Here is a 16,988-nt window from a genome sequence, read left to right as displayed (position 1 = left end):
TTTTATGATTTATGTCACAGGCGATACGCATGGGCGAAAGAACAAATGGACAGAACAGATTGAACCGGTTCTACACGATGGCGATACTGTGATTGTCTGCGGCGATTTTGGCGTCGGCTTCTGGGCTGAAGACAGAGAAGGGGAAGAAGCCTTTTACGATCATCTGGCCAGTCAGAACTATACAGTTCTTTTTCTCGATGGAAATCATGAAAACTTTGATCAGCTCAATGACTATCCGACGCAAGTGCGGTATGACGGAAACGTTCACGTCCTCCGAGACAACGTTCTTCATTTGATGCGCGGCGAAATGTATGAGATCGAAGGGGTGCGGATTTTTGTCTTTGGCGGCGGTCATTCCATGGATCAGGCGTTTCGAAAGGAAGGCGTTTCCTGGTGGCCGCAGGAAATGCCCAGTCTGACGGAATACGAATACGCAAGACAAAATCTGAAAAAGGCCGAAAATTGCGTCGATTATATCCTGACGCATACCGCACCGTCTCAATCCGTTTATTACCTGTCTACCATCCGCTCGCTTGGCATCAAAAGCGTCAATCCAAACGAGATGGAACTGACGACTTTTCTCGATGAAATTCAGCGCATCGTCTCCTATATGCACTGGTATTTTGGCCGTCTGCACGTCGATTTCGATTTATGGAGGGAGCAGACGGCTTTGTTCAACACGGTGCGCGAAATGAAAAGCGGCTGGATCGTTCGTAAATGGTCCGCCTATGAAGAGCAGTAGCACCCGAATATCGCTGCTGCAGACCTACAGCTCATTCGATCAGAATCCCGAATCCATATTTGAATCCTTAAAAGAACAGACAGAAAGGCGCCGGACGGCACGCTTTTTCATTGGAAAGCGAGAAGTCGGACGCCCGTTTTCGTCTTTGAAGGGCAAAGGCAAAAAGGACTTCTTTCGCACACTCAAAACGAAAGAAGTCCTGGAGAAAAATTATATAAAAGGGAACAGGCCGTCAGACAAGTCCCTCGTAAAAGGAGATCAAAGAAAGCTTTCAAAATCAATCCAAGAGATTTCGTAAGCTTTCGAATCGGACCGGGATTGGACAGATTGGTCCAGGGCAAGCCGTCGGTTCGGGCAAAACCGGACGGTTTAAATTGAAATCTTGCAGATGATTAAAGGAAAAATGAGAAATTAACAAATGAGAAACAGAAAGGGTGGAAACTTCCATTTACGCTGCGCTCGGGCAATTAGCGCTGTACGCGTCCGGAACCGTCTCCGCCAGCGAGTTTGAGTACTTCATCTTCGCTGACAAGGTTGTAGTCGCCTTCGATGGAGTGCTTCAGGGCAGAAGCAGCTACCGCGAATTCGATTGCCTTCTGATCGTCGAAGTCGCTCATCAGGGCATGGATGAGGCCGCCGCCGAAGGAGTCGCCGCCGCCAACGCGGTCAACGATGTTCAGGTCATACTTCTTGGAGAAAACAGGAGTTTCTGTTTTGCCGTCGAAGAGCATGGCAGACCAGAGGTTGCGGTTGGCGTTGATGGACTCACGCAGGGTGATCGCAACTTTGTCGAAACCGAACTGGTCTTTCAGTTTTTTCGCTACATCGATGTAGCCTTCGTGGTTCAGAGCACCGCTTGTGATGTCTGTGTTTTCTGCTTCAATGCCGAAAACGTCTTTTGCATCTTCTTCGTTGGCAATGCATACGTTTACGTATTTGCAGATTTCGGACATAACTTCATTGGCTTTGGCTTTTGTCCAGAGCTTGTTGCGGTAGTTCAGGTCGATGGATACAGGAATGCCTTTTTCCTGGCATTTCTTAACAGCTTCCAGGGTGATGGCTGCTGCGTTGTCGCCAAGAGCAGGCGTGATTCCTGTCGTATGGAACCATTTAACGTCCTTGAGAATTTCATCCCAGTTGAAGTCAGCTGGATCAGCAAGCGCCATAGCGGAGTTTGCACGGTCATAGATGACTTTGGAAGGACGCTGAGAAGCACCTTTTTCAAGAAAGTAGATACCTACGCGATCGCCGCCGCGAACGATATCTTCGGTGTTTACACCGTATTTGCGCAGAGAGTTTACTGCAGCCTGTCCGATTTCGTGAACAGGGAGTTTGGTAACGAAGTGCGCATCGTGACCGTAGTTGGCCAGGGATACAGCTACATTGGCTTCACCGCCGCCGTAAGTTGCTCCGAAACGGTCAGCCTGCACGAAACGCAGGTAGCCTTCCGGAGCAAGACGAAGCATCAGTTCGCCAAAAGTAACAACTTTATCTTTGTTGGACATGTTTATAAACCTCATTTCAGACCGGATCATTGCCGGGAATCGATTCAGACTGGGCAAGTCTGCTTAGAGTATACACAATAGAAGGTATTCAGACTTGCCCGATGCTGAATCACAACTGGATAGTTCCAGAAAATCCTGACGGACTTACTTGTTTACCGCTTCGTGAACGGTTTTGCGGATTGCGCCTTTGCCGTTGGTCAGAGCGGTTACGTATTTAACGACTTTGTCGCCGAGTACGGTTTCGGTCAGATCCAGACCGAAGATTTTTTCGTTTTTGAGCAGCGGTTCGATAATGGACGCTACATCCTGATCTTCTTCCAGGCTCAGCTGATCGGCGATCGGCTTCACTTCAGAAATCAGTGGATCCGGGGAAAGGTCGAAGACGTTTCCGTTGTCATCGAGACCCATCAGGTAACGAATCCATCCAGCCTGTACGAGCGGAATCAGGTTCAGATCGTTCAGGTCGCGGTTTTCACGCAGGTAGGACTTGATGGTTTCGCCGAAGCGAACAGCCAGTTTCTGCGAAGTATCGGTAGCGATACGCTGCGGAGTATCCGGCATGAACGGGTTCGGGAAACGAACGTTGATTACGGTATCGATGAATTCTTTCGGATCGAGTACGCCTGGGTTTACAACTACAGGCAGACCTTCGGTGTAGCCGATGCCGGAGATCAGTTTGGTCAGATCTTCGTCTTTCATTTCTTCGCTGATCTTGTCATAGCCAAGCAGGCAGCCGTATACAGCCAGAGCGGTATGCAGCGGGTTCAGACAGGTGGTAACCTTCATCTTTTCTACTTTTTCAACCGTGTCGCGGTCGGTGTAGATGATTCCGCCTTCGTCGAGAGCCGGACGGCCGTTCGGGAAGGAGTCTTCGATTACGAGGTATTCGGTTTCTTCCGCGTTCGTGAACGGAGCAACGTAGGTGTTCTTGGATGTGATAACCGGTTCGAGTTCTTCGATGGCATCAGCAGCCAGCATTTTTTCTACGCCAGCGTCAGGACGCGGAGTGATTTTGTCGATCATGGTCCAGGGGAAGGAAACCATGTTCGGGTTTTCGAGGTAGTCTACAAAGTCCTGTTCGGCTTTGCCGTTTTTAACCCAGGCTTTTGCGTAGGCAAGGATGGCATCTTTCAGACGGTCGCCGTTATGGGAGCAGTTGTCCATGGAAACCATAGCCAGGGGGAGTTTGCCGTTCTGGTAGCGAACGTAGAGCAGAGCAGTAACTTTACCGAGGTAGGAAGCGGCTTTTTCCGGGCCATTTTCGAAGTCTGCAGCGATTGCCGGCAGGATTTCGCCTTTCGCATTGGTGAGCGAGTAGCCTTTTTCGGTAATGGTGAAGCTGGCCATCTGCAGGGAAGGCGCTTTGAAGATTTCCTTGAGACGATCGAACTGTTCTTTGTTTGTTTCGTCGAGAACAAGGGATTCAGCAACGGAAGCCACAACGTCCTTGTCGATGGTTCCGTCGGATTTCAGCGTTACGACCAGAGAAAGGCTGTCGTGCGGCCAGTTCATTTTTTCAACGATTTCGTAGTCGAAACCTTCAGCGGCAATAATGCCTTTGTCCATTTTGCCCTGGTTGAGCAGTTCCTGGGTCAGACGGGTGTGGAAAGCCTTGAACAGGTTTCCGGCACCGAAATGGATCCAGGTCGGCTCTTTACGGGTGTTTTCATGAACTTCAGTGATATTGAATTCAGGCAGGTTGTAGCCTTTTTCTTCCCAGGCTTTACGGTCCTGAATTCCTTCAAGATTAAGTTTCATTGGTAATCCTTCTTTCCAAGCCGGCAGACCGTTCCCAGACACAAATCACGATCTGGTCTGGAACGGCTATCGGCAAATGGCAATGCAGGAAGGAAGCGATACGCGATCGCTTCCTTCAAAGAGACAGGTTCAGAAGCTGCCCAAATTGGGGGAAGGCCGGTTCTGTTCCTGGTTTAAAACGTGTTCCTCTGATGGCTGCTGCGCATCGATCGAGCGCTCAGACGGTTTGGGCGAGGTGACCATTTCAAAGCTTTTGTTCGGTTTCTATTGTCTGGATCCTTATCTGTACAGTTCGAGTAAGTTTCGACGGGGGCCTGTGCGGATCCAGATCGGGCGGTTCAAATTTCAAGCGGGAACACCATGGGGGTGATGTTCACTTTGCGTCCTGCGAAAACTTACTTGGAAAGTTTTGCAAGAGCGTCGGCGTTGGCGCCTTTTACATCCGCATGGTCTCTGGCTTCGGATTTGTCAACCGCTTCCCAGAGGCCGTTGATGTAGGTTGCACCGAGCGCGCGGTCATACAGACCGTAGCCTGGCATGCCGATTTCGCCCCAGATCATGCGGCCGTGGTCCGGACGGATCGGTCCGTCGAAGCCGATGTCGTGGAGGGCTTTTACGATTTCGTACATGTCGAAGTTGCCGTCTGTGGAAAGATGTGCAGCTTCTTCGAAATCATCCTCGGAGTTGAACTTCAGGTTTCTTACGTGCGCGAAGTGGATGCGTCCCGGGAGGGAGCGGATCATATCCGGCAGGTCGTTTTTCAGGGAAGTTCCGTAGGAACCAGCGCAGAAGGTTACACCGTTGTGCGGGTTGTCTACAGCGTTCATAACTTTCAGGATGTTTTCCTTGGAAGTGATGATGCGGGGCAGACCGAAGATTGGCCATGCCGGATCATCTGGATGAATCGCCATGTCGATGTTGTACTGATCGCATACCGGCATGATGCGGTTGAGGAAGTAGATCAGGTTTTCGCGCAGAGTTTCTTCGTCAACGTTTTTGTATTTTTCGAAGAGATCCTTAACGATTGCCATACGTTCTGGTTCCCAGCCTGGCATAACGGTTCCGTTCATGTCGCCGGCTACGGATTCAAACATTTCTTCCGGGTTCAGGTTGTCTACAGCTTCCTGGGCGTAAGCGAGAACCGTTGAACCGTCTGCTCTTTTACGAGCGAGTTCTGTACGTGTCCAGTCGAACACAGGCATGAAGTTGTAGCATACGAGGTGGATGCCTTCTTCACCGAGGTTCTTCAGCGTTTCGATGTAGTTGTCGATCAGCTGATCGCGGTTTGGACCAGCGTATTTGATTTCGTCGGCAACGTTTACCGATTCGATACCGGACAGGTTGAGACCGGCATCTTCAACGATTTTTTTCAGGTCGCGGATTTCTTCGCGTGTCCAGACTTCGCCAGGTTTCTTGTCGTAGAGCGTAGTGATTACGCCGGTAACGCCCGGGATCTGGCGGATCTGTTCAAGGGTAACCGTGTCATGACCAGGTCCGTACCATCTAAGTGTCATTTCCATGTGTATATCCTCCTGGCAGCCTTAGCGGCTGTCTGTTTTTCTGCTGGCAATGAGAAATACAATTCCATTTTTTTTCTAGACCTTTTTAACGGGGAAATCTGAAATTTCTGGAATGGGCTTTCATTGCTGAGATTTATCATCTGTTTAACGATGTTTATTATAGGAATCCGGTTTATTTCAGGGTATTTCTAAATTTGAGTTGTACTTTGCAAAAATTGCGTGAGCACGGAATGATCCCAAAATAAAGTCGGACTTATACTTGGGGTATGAAGAAAAACCTATCTACCCCCTTTTCTAAGAGGCAAACGATGCAGAAACCGCGTTATGAGGTTTACTACTACAGCGATAAATCGCTTTCGCATGTGGAAGTGCATAAGCACGACTTTTTCGAACTGACCGTTTTTCTCTCCGGCAAGGTTCGAATGAATATCGCAGGCAAGGAATACATCTGCCGCAACGGCGATACGGCGCTCATTCCGCCTGGACTAGTTCATGAAAACGCCATTGATCCAAGCGTTTCCCATGAGCGCTTTGTCATATGGCTTTCCAAAGACTATGTCGACGAGCTCTGTACCAAGAGCGATGACTTCAAAAAACTGTTTGATGCCTGCCGCAGTACGAGAAACTATGTGAAGCATTTCGAGTTCGCGATTTTCTCGACCCTCTGCAGCCTGATCAGCGCCATTCTGGAAGAACAGGTTCGATTCGGGTTTGGATCCCGCGAAATCCAGGACTGCTCGCTTGAGATTCTGCTGCTGTGGTGGAGCCGTTATTTCTTTGACTTCACCGCGCAGGTTCAACCCGATCGGCAGAACGTTCTCGTTTCCGGACTGCTTTCCTATATTGACGATCATCTGGGCGATGACCTTTCGCTCGATGCGCTGGCTTCGCGTTTCTTTGTTTCGAAGTACCATCTGTCCCATCTTTTCCGTTCTTCCATGGGAACGACCATCCATCAGTATGTTCTGAAAAAACGTCTGAAAGCGGCATCGGCAGCCGTTATGGCCGGCGATGATCTGAATAAGGCAGCCGTGGACTGCGGCTTTGAAGAATATTCGAGTTTCTATCGGGCGTTTTACAGAGAATTCGGCATGTCGCCGTCCAAATGGAGAGCAGAACAGATCGATCGCTACAAACGCCTCGATGCCATGAAAACCCAGACTCAGAAACTGGATCAGGAAGCCGAAACAGCCAAATAATACCGGCGTGGGTGCAATATACTGACTTAATCCTTTTCAAGTATAGATCGGTTTGAAAATCTGTACTAATGTGATGAATAACTATCCTTACTGCTTTATTTTGCAGGGCAAAGACAGGGATTCATCTTTTTTATTGCCCGAAAGAGAACTGCCCAGTCAGCTCACAGTACGGACTACACAGGACATTCAGTTTTCGGCTGGTTTCCTTTCCGCTTTTTGATTATGTCTTTCCTCTCTTGCAAAAAGGAAAAGCCGGTCTTCGTGAGCAAAACGGCTTCAGAAGACCGGCTTTGAATTTCTCCATTCCCATTTTGAAAATTCGGCGGAAATACAGGGTGCGGAATACGGAATACGGAATGCGGAATATGGAATATGGAATAGGGAATATAGAAAAAGAGAAAGGCGAGATGCGATATTCGGATTATGGAATCGAGATACGGATTAAGAAATATTAAAAAGAGCAGGGATAAACGAAGGCGATCCGCTCTAGCGGAAGGCGTTCGTATAAAATTCGTCGATTTTCGCGAACGGAATGATAGCCATCTGATCGTACAGATCGGTATGGGAGGCGCCTGGAATAATCAGAAGCTCCTTGTTCTCCCCTTTGAGATGCGAGTACGCTTCTTTGGAATAGGACAGGGAATGCGCCTTTTCTCCATGGATCAGAAGGACAGGGGCTTCAATTTCATCAATATACGTATTAAGCCGCATATTCAGAAAGGAAGCTGTACCGGTCACGTTCCAGCCGTCGGTACAGTTGCCGGAACGGGGGTGATAGCCTCGCGGCGTCTTGTAGTAGTCGTGATAATCCTTTATAAACTGCGGTGCATCTGTGGGAACGGGATTGACGACACCGCCGCCGCGTTTCTGGTCACGGTTTTTAAAATCGATCGTTCTCTGTCTTGCGATCGCGGCACGTTTCGCGTTGCGTGCTTCTTTGGAATCTTCCGTGTCGAAGTAGCCTTTCGAAATATTTTCGGACATGTTGTACATCGTGCTCGTTACGGCAGCTTTGATATGGGGATCATTGCTGGCGGCATTTAACGCCATACCGCCAAATCCGCAAATGCCAAGAATGCCGATCCTTTCTGGATCGACTTTGTCGGTATTGGACAGGAAGTCAACGGCGGTACTGAAGTCTTCCGTATTGATATCCGGGGAAGCCACACGACGCGGGAAGCCGCCGCTTTCTTTGGTAAAGGACGGATCAAAGGCCAGGGTGCAATAGACCATTTCGGCAAGTTTCTGCGCGTACAGTCCAGAGGCCTGTTCTTTCACCGCCCCAAATGGGCCGCTGATGGCAATGGCAGGCAGTTTTCTCTCTGCCGTCTTCGGTTCATAGACGTCGGCAGCCAGAAGGATGCCGTAACGGTTTGGAAAGACGACTTTATGATGGTTTACGCGATCGCTTTCTGGGAAGACTTTGTCCCAGTCTTCGGTAAGCGTCAGTTCAGTACTGGATACTGTGTTCATAAGTTCCTCCTTGTATGATGACGAGCAAAGGGTATACCCTGAACCTGACTTCAGCTCAAGGAGGAAGCACTCGAAAAATGAAAAAGACAGAAGCATCGATTGGACAGGTCAGCGCAATGTTTGGGATACCAATTTCCACGCGGCACTATTATGACCGGCAAAACCTGATTCCGAATCTGTAAAAGACCAATGGAATCCGTTCATTTTCAGAAGAGAATATTGAATCGATTCGCGTCATTCAGTGCCTGAAAGCGAGCGGACTGGAAATTCGGGACATTCAGACGTTCATGGAGATGGCTGGACAGGGAAGCAAAACGTTCGCAAAACGCAAAGCGCTTTTTGAAAAGCGAAGAAGCGTACTGGAAGAGAAAATCGCTGAACTTCAGCAGGAAATGAACATGATTCAGTTCAAGTGCTGGTATTACGAGATGGCTCAGGAACTCGGCAGTGAAGAAGCGGTAAAAGCTATGATTCCCGATCAGCTGTCCGAAGAAGTCCGTACGTATTATGAAAACAGTCATGGACAGGAATTCATGAACCTCCCAGGACAGGGCAAACCAGAGGAAACCTCCGTCGTTTCAGTTTTAGACGCGGAAACTGTCGAATACAGTTAAAAGACAGCTTTGAACCAAACCGCAGACTGGAAAAGGCGAAAGGGGAAAAGCAGAAACCGGCAAGTCCAGAACCAATTAGAACAGGAAAATACAGAAAAACGGCCCGCAAAAATGCGAGCCGTTTCGTTTATATGGGGTGAGATTCAGTCCGTCTGCAGTTTGGATGGAGCGAAAACTCCCTTTGATTTCTTCTGATTACTTCTGTTCGAGATCGAAGCCGAAGTAGCGAAGGGTGTTGTTGTAGGAGATGCCTTTGATGATCGGAGCAAGCAGATCATCGTCTGCCGGGAACTCGCCGTTTTCTACCCATCCGCCAACGAGGTTGCAAAGAATGCGGCGGAAGTATTCATGACGCGGGTAGGAAAGGAAGCTGCGGGAGTCGGTGAGCATGCCGATGAAGTTGCCAAGCAGACCAAGGTTGGCCAGGGCAGTCATCTGCTTGATCATGTCGCTCTTGTTGTCATTGAACCACCATGCAGAACCCTGCTGGATTTTGCCGATGGCATCGCTGTTCTGGAAGCAGCCGATCACGGTGCCGATCATTTCATCATCGGCTGGATTGAGGGAGTAAAGAATGGTCTTGGGCAGGCCGCCGTTGGATTCCACATGGTTGAGGAAACTGGTGAGCTGGCTGGCCGGGGTGTAGTTGGAAATGCAGTCGTAACCGGTGTCGGCGCCAAGCTTTTCAAACATCGGGGTGTTGTTGTTGCGCAGGCAGCCGTAGTGCAGCTGCATCACCCAGCCGCGGTTTTTGTATTCTTTGGCCAGAGCGGCAACCAGAGCGGTCTTGAACTGATCCGCTTCCTGAGTGCTGAGCGCTTCGCCGTTTCGTTTCTTCGCGAAGATCGCTTCCACTTCTTCTTCACTTGCCGGCGCATACATTACGTAGTCCAGACCGTGGTCGGATACGGAGCAGCCGTTGGCAGCGAAGAATTCCAGACGCTTGGAGAGCGCTTCTTTCAGATCGGCATACGTTTTGATTTCCATTTTGGAAACTTCAGCTAGCTGATCGATGTAGCTGTTGAAGTCATCCTTGTTGATGTTGACGGCACGGTCCGGTCTCCAGGCGGGAAGAACCTGCACGTCAAAGCTTTCGTCTTCCTTGATCAGCTTGTGCCATTTGAGATCGTCGATCGGATCGTCGGTCGTGCAAAGCAGGGTAACGTTCGCTTTCTTGATCAGGTTGCGTGCGGACATTTCCGGGCTCTTGAGCTGTTCGTTGCAGAGCTCCCATACCTCTTTCGCGGTCTTTTCGCTCAGTACGCCTGTGCAGCCAAAGAAGCGCTGAAGTTCGAGGTGAGACCAGTGGTAGAGCGGATTGCCGATCGCCTTGTCGAGAGTTTTCGCGTAGGCGAGGAATTTTTCCCAGTCCGATGCGTCGCCGGTGATGAATTTTTCATCGATGCCGTTGGAACGCATCTGGCGCCATTTGTAGTGGTCGCCGCCCAGCCATACCTGAGCGATATTGTCAAACTGACGGTCTTCGTAAATTTCCTGCGGATTGATGTGGCAGTGGTAATCCACAACCGGCATCTGCTCGGCAAAGTCATGGAAAAGATGTCTGGCTTCCGGAGTTTCCAGCAGGAAGTCTTCATCCATAAATTTTTTCATAGTGAACTCCTTTAATTCGTAATTCGAAATCGGGTACAGCATTCCTTGCTGCGCTTGAAACGATCCGCACCTTCAGACATAAGATCTCTCGATGCGAGTGTATCGCTTCAAGCGGCAGCGGCGAGGGCATCCTGCAGAAAACGGTTTGGAAAGCCTTTTTGAAATGCGTTTCGGAAAGGCTTTCTTGAAAAACGTGTCCACTGGAAACGGAAAAATTCGAAACATCATCCGTTTTGCAAAGCGGCTTCTGACGGATCGACGCGATTTTCGCACGGCCCGTTTTGCCTTCCTTTGTCGTGGCAGCGAGCGGTCTGTACAAATTCGGCAATCGTTGCGTAGGAGGAAAACAATACATACGGGTACGTTTAAGCGCGTTTTTTTTGCCCTGTCTGCTGGTACTTACAATAAAAGGGCCGTTCCATGCCTGAAAGGGGCACGGATTTCTCTCGCAAGAATTTCAAGGCATCACGCAAAGAATGCGATGAATTTCCAAAAGGGAAATGAGTAGAATACAGACATTGCCAATGCCCGTAATACAGCCGGCAATCACATCAGGCAAGTTATGCGCGTTCACGATGTACTATTAGTACAGGCTTTTAGTACAGGCTTTCGAAGCCGGTGCAGGCGTGATTTGCCATGCTGGCTGTCGATGTTGGATAAAGAAAGAATCAGGTGACCCATATGAATGCAACGTTTGAAAAATTTGAACAGATCGGAATTATCCCTGTTGTCGTACTCGAAGATGTAAAAGATGCCGCTCCCCTCGGCAAGACTCTGCTGGCCGGCGGCCTGCCTGCTGCCGAAGTAACCTTCCGTACCGCAGCAGCTAAAGATTCCATTGCCGTTATGCGCAAGGAATGTCCGGAACTGCTCGTTGGTGCCGGAACCGTTCTCACAACCGCTATGGTTGACGAAGCTCTCGAAGCTGGTGCTCAGTTCATCGTATCCCCGGCGTTTGATGCAGACGTAGTAAAATACTGCATCGAAAAGAACGTACCGGTTCTCCCAGGAACCTGCACCCCGACCGATATTCAGCAGTGCTACGTACTCGGTCTGCGCGAAGTAAAATTCTTCCCGGCTGAAGCTTCCGGCGGTCTGAAAATGATCAAGAACATCGCTGCTCCGTTCAACATGATGCGCTTCATGCCGTCTGGCGGAATCAACGAAAAGAACATGGAAGACTACCTCAAGGATGACTGCATCTTCTGCGTAGGCGGAAGCTGGATGGTTAAAACGGATCTGATCAAAGAAGGCAAATTCGACGAAATCGAAGCCCTCTGTAAAAAAGCCGCTGACAAATTCCACGAAATCAAGAAGTAAGCCTTAAACCAGACCTGTAAATACAAAACCGAACCATAAGAACACGAAGACCTTTTCTGGATCCATATTTCCGGGAAAGGTCTTTTTCTTTATGCCAAAAGGCAGGGAAGACTCAGCTTTCTCTTTGTCCAAAAACCAGCTTCGCAACGCTTACGGGTTTACATAGATTTTACAAAAGCTTTTCCAAACGCAGATAGAGCCGAAAATGGGGATTTTTTACTATGGGAGTACAAGGAGGGATCCAGGTGAAAGAAATGATCTTCGTGCTTGTCGTCTTTTCTGTGATCGGCTTTTGTGCTCTGCTCATTGAACTTCTGTATCGCAACGTAAAAAAGCAGGACCGGCTTCAGCGCCTCTGTCGCGAAAACGCGCAGAGCCGGCAAAAGGAAAAGCCAGACGGTGCTGTATACAAAGGAGCGCCGCAAAACAAGCTACCTTGTCATAAGGACGCCCTGCGGGCGGACCGAGGAGTGTAATTCATGAATTTAGAAATGATCAAGACCCTGCTGCTCTTTGCGGGCGGTCTGGGGATGTTCCTGTATGGAATGGAACTGATGGGCGAAGGCCTGCAGAAAGCCGCGGGCGACAAGACCCGGCGCCTGCTCGAATCGCTGACTAAAAATCCACTGATGGGTCTGCTGGCCGGCGCGCTCGTGACCGCCATCATTCAGTCTTCTTCCGCAACGACGGTTATGGTCGTCGGTTTTGTAAACGCATCGCTGATGTCGCTGACCCAGGCGTGCACGGTCATCATGGGCGCTAATATTGGTACGACCATGACCGGATGGATCGTCTCGATGGGCGAGTGGGCTTCCTTTCTCAAACCGGAAATGATTGCCCCGATTCTGCTCATGAGCGGTGTCATTCTTTCTATGACGGTCAAATCGAGCCGTCTTAAGGACGGAAGCAAAATTCTGATCGGCTTTGGCATTTTGTTTCTGGGGCTTTCGTCGATGTCCGGATCGATTACGCCCTATGCCGATTCGCCGGTTTTCACCAAAGTGTTTGAAGTGCTCGGATCGAATCCGCTGCTCGGCGTTCTGGCCGGCGTTGGCGTTACTGCCATCATTCAGTCTTCTTCGGCTTCGATGGGTATTTTGCAGACGATGGCTATGGCCGGCGCGGTCAACTGGGGTTCTGCCGTATTTATCGCGTTAGGTCAGAACATCGGTACCTGCGTGACCGCTCTGCTTTCTTCGCTTTCCGGCGATACGAACGCGAAGCGCGCCGCGATGATTCATCTCGAATTCAACGTGATCGGGGCACTCATTGTCGGCGCTGCCGCGGTGGTATTTTTCATGTTCCAGCCGTCGCTTATGATGGCCGGGGTCAGTTCGTCTTCGCTTGCGCTGTTCCATACCGGCTTTAACGTGGCGGTAACGGCCATTCTGTTTCCGTTTCGAAAGCAGCTTGTGGAACTTTCCAAAATTCTGATCAATCCGGCCAAGCACCAGAAAAAGCATTCCGCCGCTCTGCTCGATCCGCGTCTGCAGTCCATTCCGAATGCGGCGATTCAGGCTCTGTTCGCCCAGCTCGACGTTCTGAAAGGCAAATGCCTCTCGTTAATTGATCTTTCCCGGGAAGTGCTGATCGATTCGAAAGACAACGGCAAGCTCCACGAAAAGGGTGCGAAAATTCTTGCCGACTGCATCAAGGTCAAGGAATACTGCAGCGGCGTCGATTTACAGACACTGAACGAATCCGAGCAGAAACAGCTGCAGCGCATTCTGCTTTCCGCCAGAGACCTGCACCAGATTGCCATGAACTGCATTGCGATCGGTACGATGAAAGAAGATTCTCTGGGCGATCACGCCCTCAGTGAATCGATGAAAGAAGATATCAATACGCTCTCCACACTGTGTAAAGAAGCGCTCTTTCGGCTGCAGATCGGCCAGGAAAAGAGTATGCAGACTTCGCCTGAAGCGAAAGAAGCGATTTTGCGCGTTCAGCAGGAAGTGGTTTCCATTCAGTCCAATATCGAAGAACGCCGGCGCGCCCATTTCCAGCGGGCACAGAAAAATAAGGAACATGCCGAAACGAGCTGGCTGTTCTTCGATGCTGCAGAGTGTTACGAACAGATCGCCCTGCGTACCCTGCGTCTGGCCGATGAAGATGCCTGGCAGAATACTCTGCATCGTCAGCCGGAGCTCGGAGCGAGCGCAGATTCTGCTGGACTGGTTTCTTCCGCATCGCCGGCGTCCTGTGCCCTCGTGCGCATCGAACGCTGAAATCATATAAACCGGTTCCACAAAGAATAAAACCGTATATCTGAATCGGATCTGAAAGAATACGCCGTACTGGATCCGTTTCTCTGCACTTTCTCACCTTTGGGAAAGTGCTTTTGCACGTTATGAACCCGCTCAACGGAAAGCCGGACGGCTCTCTGCCCATGGCCGTTTACCATACGCTTTATACTGAGAAATAGATCGGTTCTGGATTCGCGCAAATGCGATTTCTCTCTACCCGTGTTTATACAAAGCAAATCTGTACGCTTTCGATCTGCAAGAATGCAGAACAGCCCGTCCTGTTTCGGGGCAAAGGAGGAAAAATGGAACAAAACCGTATTTGGTGCGTCGAAGACGAAACCAGTATTCGAGATATTCTGATCTACACCCTGAAATCCTGCGGATTTGACGCCGAGGGATTTGAAGACGGCGCAGCGTTCTGGCAGGCGATGAACGAAGCCGAGACAAAACCGGATCTCGTGCTGCTGGATATCATGTTATGGCAGAGCGATGGCCTGACGATTTTGCAGCAGCTGCGCCAAAATCCGGACACCGCACAGATTCCGGTCATTATGACGACCGCCAAAGGGCGGGAAAGCGACAAGGTCAAAGCGTTTGAATATGGAGCGGACGACTATCTGGTCAAGCCCTTTGGAATGATGGAAATGGTTGCCCGGATCAAAGCGGTCCTGCGCCGCTGTCAGAATGCGGGTTCTGCCGAAAAGAAAAATTCGATTCTAGCGCTGGGGGATATCCGCCTCGATCCTTCGAGTCATAAAGCGTGGCTGGAAAAGAAGGAAGCGGAGGGAAAACCAGGCGAAGACAGGAAAATCGAACTCGAGCTGTCCCGCAAGGAATTTGATCTGCTCGCCCTTTTTCTGGAACATCCGCGAAAAGCGTTCAGCCGTGACGATCTTCTTTATGAAGTATGGAAAACGGATTTTGCGGGCGAAACGCGGACGGTGGACGTTCACATTCGATCCCTTCGCAGCAAGCTGCTCTGGGAAGGCGATCGAATCGAAACGGTACGCGGGATCGGCTATCGCATGAGGGAAGACGCATGACGCGCAAAATCTTTCAGTCGATTTTCGGCGCCTGTCTTCTCGTGCTCTCTCTGGCGGTTCTCATCTCGGTACGGATCATGTATCGCGGCTTTGTAGACGAACAGATTGGCAATCTCGACAGCGAAACCGCCCGGGTCGCTTCGGTACTCAACCGATCGGACGTGCAGGAACAGATCGATCTTCTGGATGAAGATTTTGAGCTGTTCAACCAGGGCGACCTGCGGCTGTGTCTGATCGATCCAGACGGGGAAGTCGTCTACGATTCCTTAAATATCGCCCACGAGAGCAATCATAAGGACCGTGAAGAAATCGCCGAAGCCAGAGAAAGCGGCAAGGGATTTTCGATTCGTCACTCCTCGACATCGAATACGGAAACGTACAACGCAGCCATGCGTCTGGCCAACGGAAGAATTCTCCGGCTGTCCCAGACCCATTCCTCGCTGATCATGCTTTTTGGACAGATGGTCATGCCGGTTCTGATTCTGATTCCGCTTCTGCTGCTTCTCAGCTATATTCTGGCTCGCCTTTTATCGCGGCACATCGTGACCCCGATCAATGCCATCGATCCCGCGAAACCGCTGGAAAACATTCCGTATGAACAGCTTCGTCCGCTTCTGGAACGTCTGGATGAAAACAACCGGCAAATTGCCGAGCAGATTGACGCGCTCGAAGAAAGCCAGATGGAATTTGATGCGCTGAGCGATTCGATGGATGAAGGGCTGATCATGGTCTGGAAAACGGGACGGGCAACGCTGATCAATCAGGCAGCCCGTGAGATTTTCGCTCTGCCCATGCAGAAAAAAAAACAAAGGCTGGAAACGTAGCGTATGCAGCAGCTCAAAATCTTGATCCTTTAAACGATCAGTACACCCAGGCAGGAGAACAGACCGCCGAAGGGAAAGCCAAACCGAAAGGAAGGCTGAAAACGGAAGACGGTATTGATCTGTACGGTCACAGCCGTCAGCTCCGTCAGCTCATTCAGTGCGCGCTGGCAGGAGAAAGCCTGAAGGAACTTCGGCATAAAAAAGGAAAAATCTATTCGCTGGAAGCCCAGCCGATCTGGAAAAATCAGGAAGTGATCGGCGCCATGGTTCTCGCTCTGGATATTACGGACCGCCAGCAGGCAGCGATGCGCCGTCAGGAGTTTACAGCCAACGTCACGCATGAGCTCAAAACGCCGCTGCAGACGATTTCCTCAAGCGCAGAACTTCTGGCCAGCGGCATGGTCCGCAAGGAAGACGAATCCAGATTCCTTGGCTACATTCTTAAGGAATCCCGTCGTATGACGGAAATGGTCAGCGACATCATTACGCTTTCCCGGCTGGAAAACGAAAGAAAAGAAGGCAATCCCAAATCCGATCTGTATGGGGCGGCCAAAGAGATCAGTGAAAATCTGAAAAGCGCAGCGGATCTGAAATCGATGACGATCGAATGCACCGGTGCATCAGTGGATGTCTGCGCCACCCGCACAGATCTGGAACGGATCCTGAAAAATCTGATGGAAAACGCGATCCGCTACGGCTTTGAAAACGGGCATATTCAGGTTTGCGTATCCGTACTGGACGCGAATACCGCCCTGGTCGAAGTGGCCGATGACGGGCCGGGCATTGACGAAAGTCTGCAGGATCGAATTTTTGAACGCTTTTTTACCGCCGACCCTTCCCGATCGAAAACGGGAACCGGTCTTGGTCTGGCGATTGTAAAACATACCCTCGAGAAGCTTTCCGGAACGATTCGTCTGGATTCCCAGCCGGGAAAGGGAAGCCGCTTCTTGGTGGAAATTCCGCGCTGGAAGCCGGAAGACGACATTCTGTACTGATTCCGAACAATTGAGACCAGAAGAAAAGTTCTGTCCCTCGCAATCGACGGGCAGAACTTTTTTTGCGGCGGTTTTTCGATTTTTTTGTAAGTGTCAAACAATCGACGGGTATACGCGAGACTGAATATTAGATACGCT

At 50.2% G+C, this 16,988-nt stretch carries 16 protein-coding genes; 10 read left to right on the top strand and 6 right to left on the bottom strand.

What is annotated here, in order from left to right; translation table 11 throughout:
* The first annotated feature begins 4 nt into the window (after positions 1-4).
* On the top strand, positions 5-742 hold the full coding sequence (locus tag ACLUYS_RS02125; protein WP_412658850.1) for a metallophosphoesterase family protein: 738 nt from the start codon (positions 5-7) through the stop codon (positions 740-742).
* A gap of 467 nt (positions 743-1,209) precedes the next feature.
* Here ACLUYS_RS02125 and ACLUYS_RS02120 read toward each other — a convergent pair whose 3' ends face one another.
* The 3 genes from ACLUYS_RS02120 to uxuA all read right to left on the bottom strand — a co-directional run bounded on the left by ACLUYS_RS02120 (position 1,210) and on the right by uxuA (position 5,525).
* Positions 1,210-2,247 carry a sugar kinase gene (locus tag ACLUYS_RS02120; protein ID WP_288339094.1) on the bottom strand — a complete coding sequence of 346 codons (1,038 nt, stop codon included), beginning with the start codon at positions 2,245-2,247 and terminating at the stop codon, positions 1,210-1,212.
* Between the two features lie 144 nt (positions 2,248-2,391).
* A complete protein-coding gene (locus ACLUYS_RS02115; protein WP_412658847.1) occupies positions 2,392-4,005 on the bottom strand; it encodes a mannitol dehydrogenase family protein in 1,614 nt (537 codons plus the stop codon).
* A 395-nt stretch (positions 4,006-4,400) separates the two neighbouring features.
* Positions 4,401-5,525 (bottom strand): mannonate dehydratase, encoded by a 1,125-nt coding sequence (gene uxuA / locus ACLUYS_RS02110; protein WP_412658846.1) that lies wholly within the window; start codon positions 5,523-5,525, stop codon positions 4,401-4,403.
* Positions 5,526-5,833: 308 nt separating this feature from the next.
* Between uxuA and ACLUYS_RS02105 the strand changes: the two genes are divergently transcribed.
* On the top strand, positions 5,834-6,724 hold the full coding sequence (locus ACLUYS_RS02105; RefSeq protein ID WP_412658845.1) for a helix-turn-helix domain-containing protein: 891 nt from the start codon (positions 5,834-5,836) through the stop codon (positions 6,722-6,724).
* A gap of 486 nt (positions 6,725-7,210) precedes the next feature.
* Here ACLUYS_RS02105 and ACLUYS_RS02100 read toward each other — a convergent pair whose 3' ends face one another.
* Positions 7,211-8,197, bottom strand: coding sequence for an alpha/beta hydrolase (locus tag ACLUYS_RS02100; RefSeq protein WP_412658844.1), 987 nt, complete (start codon positions 8,195-8,197; stop codon positions 7,211-7,213).
* Positions 8,198-8,274: 77 nt separating this feature from the next.
* Here ACLUYS_RS02100 and ACLUYS_RS02095 point away from each other — a divergent pair, with 77 nt between their 5' ends.
* Entirely contained in the window at positions 8,275-8,379 is a 105-nt protein-coding gene (locus tag ACLUYS_RS02095) for a MerR family DNA-binding transcriptional regulator (protein WP_230267101.1), read from the top strand.
* A gap of 12 nt (positions 8,380-8,391) precedes the next feature.
* Entirely contained in the window at positions 8,392-8,811 is a 420-nt protein-coding gene (locus tag ACLUYS_RS02090) for a MerR family DNA-binding protein (RefSeq protein ID WP_367614376.1), read from the top strand.
* A 195-nt stretch (positions 8,812-9,006) separates the two neighbouring features.
* Here the strand turns inward: ACLUYS_RS02090 and uxaC are convergent, their stop codons facing one another.
* Positions 9,007-10,422 (bottom strand): glucuronate isomerase, encoded by a 1,416-nt coding sequence (uxaC, locus tag ACLUYS_RS02085; protein ID WP_412658842.1) that lies wholly within the window; start codon positions 10,420-10,422, stop codon positions 9,007-9,009.
* Between the two features lie 681 nt (positions 10,423-11,103).
* Here uxaC and ACLUYS_RS02080 point away from each other — a divergent pair.
* The 5 genes from ACLUYS_RS02080 (at position 11,104) to ACLUYS_RS02060 (ending at position 15,855) form a co-directional block, all read left to right on the top strand.
* Entirely contained in the window at positions 11,104-11,742 is a 639-nt protein-coding gene (locus ACLUYS_RS02080) for a bifunctional 4-hydroxy-2-oxoglutarate aldolase/2-dehydro-3-deoxy-phosphogluconate aldolase (RefSeq protein WP_412658840.1), read from the top strand.
* A 245-nt stretch (positions 11,743-11,987) separates the two neighbouring features.
* A complete protein-coding gene (locus ACLUYS_RS02075) occupies positions 11,988-12,218 on the top strand; it encodes a hypothetical protein (protein WP_288339088.1) in 231 nt (76 codons plus the stop codon).
* Between the two features lie 3 nt (positions 12,219-12,221).
* Positions 12,222-13,970 carry a Na/Pi cotransporter family protein gene (locus tag ACLUYS_RS02070; RefSeq protein WP_230267097.1) on the top strand — a complete coding sequence of 583 codons (1,749 nt, stop codon included), beginning with the start codon at positions 12,222-12,224 and terminating at the stop codon, positions 13,968-13,970.
* A gap of 320 nt (positions 13,971-14,290) precedes the next feature.
* Positions 14,291-15,031: a winged helix-turn-helix domain-containing protein gene (locus ACLUYS_RS02065; protein WP_230267096.1), complete on the top strand. Its 741-nt coding sequence runs from the start codon at positions 14,291-14,293 to the stop codon at positions 15,029-15,031.
* Positions 15,028-15,855 (top strand): hypothetical protein, encoded by an 828-nt coding sequence (locus ACLUYS_RS02060; protein WP_412658838.1) that lies wholly within the window; start codon positions 15,028-15,030, stop codon positions 15,853-15,855. The genes ACLUYS_RS02065 and ACLUYS_RS02060 overlap by 4 nt, the downstream gene beginning before the upstream one ends.
* Before the next feature lie 29 nt (positions 15,856-15,884).
* On the opposite strand, the gene ACLUYS_RS02055 is transcribed toward ACLUYS_RS02060, so the two are convergent.
* Positions 15,885-16,052 carry a hypothetical protein gene (locus ACLUYS_RS02055; RefSeq protein WP_242743812.1) on the bottom strand — a complete coding sequence of 56 codons (168 nt, stop codon included), beginning with the start codon at positions 16,050-16,052 and terminating at the stop codon, positions 15,885-15,887.
* A gap of 66 nt (positions 16,053-16,118) precedes the next feature.
* Between ACLUYS_RS02055 and ACLUYS_RS02050 the strand changes: the two genes are divergently transcribed.
* Positions 16,119-16,850, top strand: coding sequence for a sensor histidine kinase (locus ACLUYS_RS02050; RefSeq protein WP_412658836.1), 732 nt, complete (start codon positions 16,119-16,121; stop codon positions 16,848-16,850).
* The last annotated feature ends 138 nt before the right edge of the window (positions 16,851-16,988 follow it).

Origin of the sequence: Allobaculum sp. (assembly GCF_047010065.1) — a bacterium.
Taxonomy (GTDB): Bacteria; Bacillota_I; Bacilli_A; order Erysipelotrichales; family Erysipelotrichaceae; genus Allobaculum; species Allobaculum fili.
Note: the sequence above shows the minus strand (reverse complement) of the source record. Positions and strands in the feature narration are given on the sequence as shown.